Here is a 508-nt window from a genome sequence, read left to right as displayed (position 1 = left end):
CAACAGAAAAACTCCAACATTTCCTAAAACGCTTGTCATTCATTCTTAAAATCCTAAATATAGTAATAATTGCTTAAAAAATAAAGGTGTTATTGTAGTCAAAAAAATATTACAACCACCTTAAAAGAGCTAGCCATTTTTGATAAACAAATGATAAACTTTTAGAAAAATCCCACAAAAACCCATTTCAAACGCGCAGAATGCGAAAGGTCTTTTCTACCTCACTCTCACTTTTTTATCTTTATAAAGCCTGAACATTTTAGAGCTAGAGCTTTCAAACAAACCCCTTTCATCGCTCACAATCACATCAGCGAGCTTGGAAGCGATTTCTTCATCATAGGCGCATTGGGTGAGATTGGCTGAGGTGCTATAGAGCGTTTTAAAACGCTTTAAAAAATCCCCATGCCTGCCCCTAACCACACGAACGGCTTTAGAGTTAGGATAAATAAAAGTGGTTTTAGCGCTTCTTCTAATAAAGTTTTTAAAAGCGTTGGGCGTGCGCACCAGG

General features: G+C 36.8%; 1 protein-coding gene. It reads right to left on the bottom strand.

Annotated elements, in window-relative coordinates:
* Window positions 1–216: 216 nt before the first annotated feature.
* Window positions 217–508: Sua5 YciO YrdC YwlC family protein (locus IE271_RS44790; RefSeq protein ID WP_190195552.1), on the bottom strand; the 292-nt coding region annotated here is incomplete at its 5' end.

This window comes from Streptomyces minutiscleroticus (assembly GCF_014650875.1).
GTDB classification, from domain to species: Bacteria; Actinomycetota; Actinomycetes; order Streptomycetales; family Streptomycetaceae; genus Streptomyces; species Streptomyces minutiscleroticus.
Note: the sequence above shows the minus strand (reverse complement) of the source record. Positions and strands in the feature narration are given on the sequence as shown.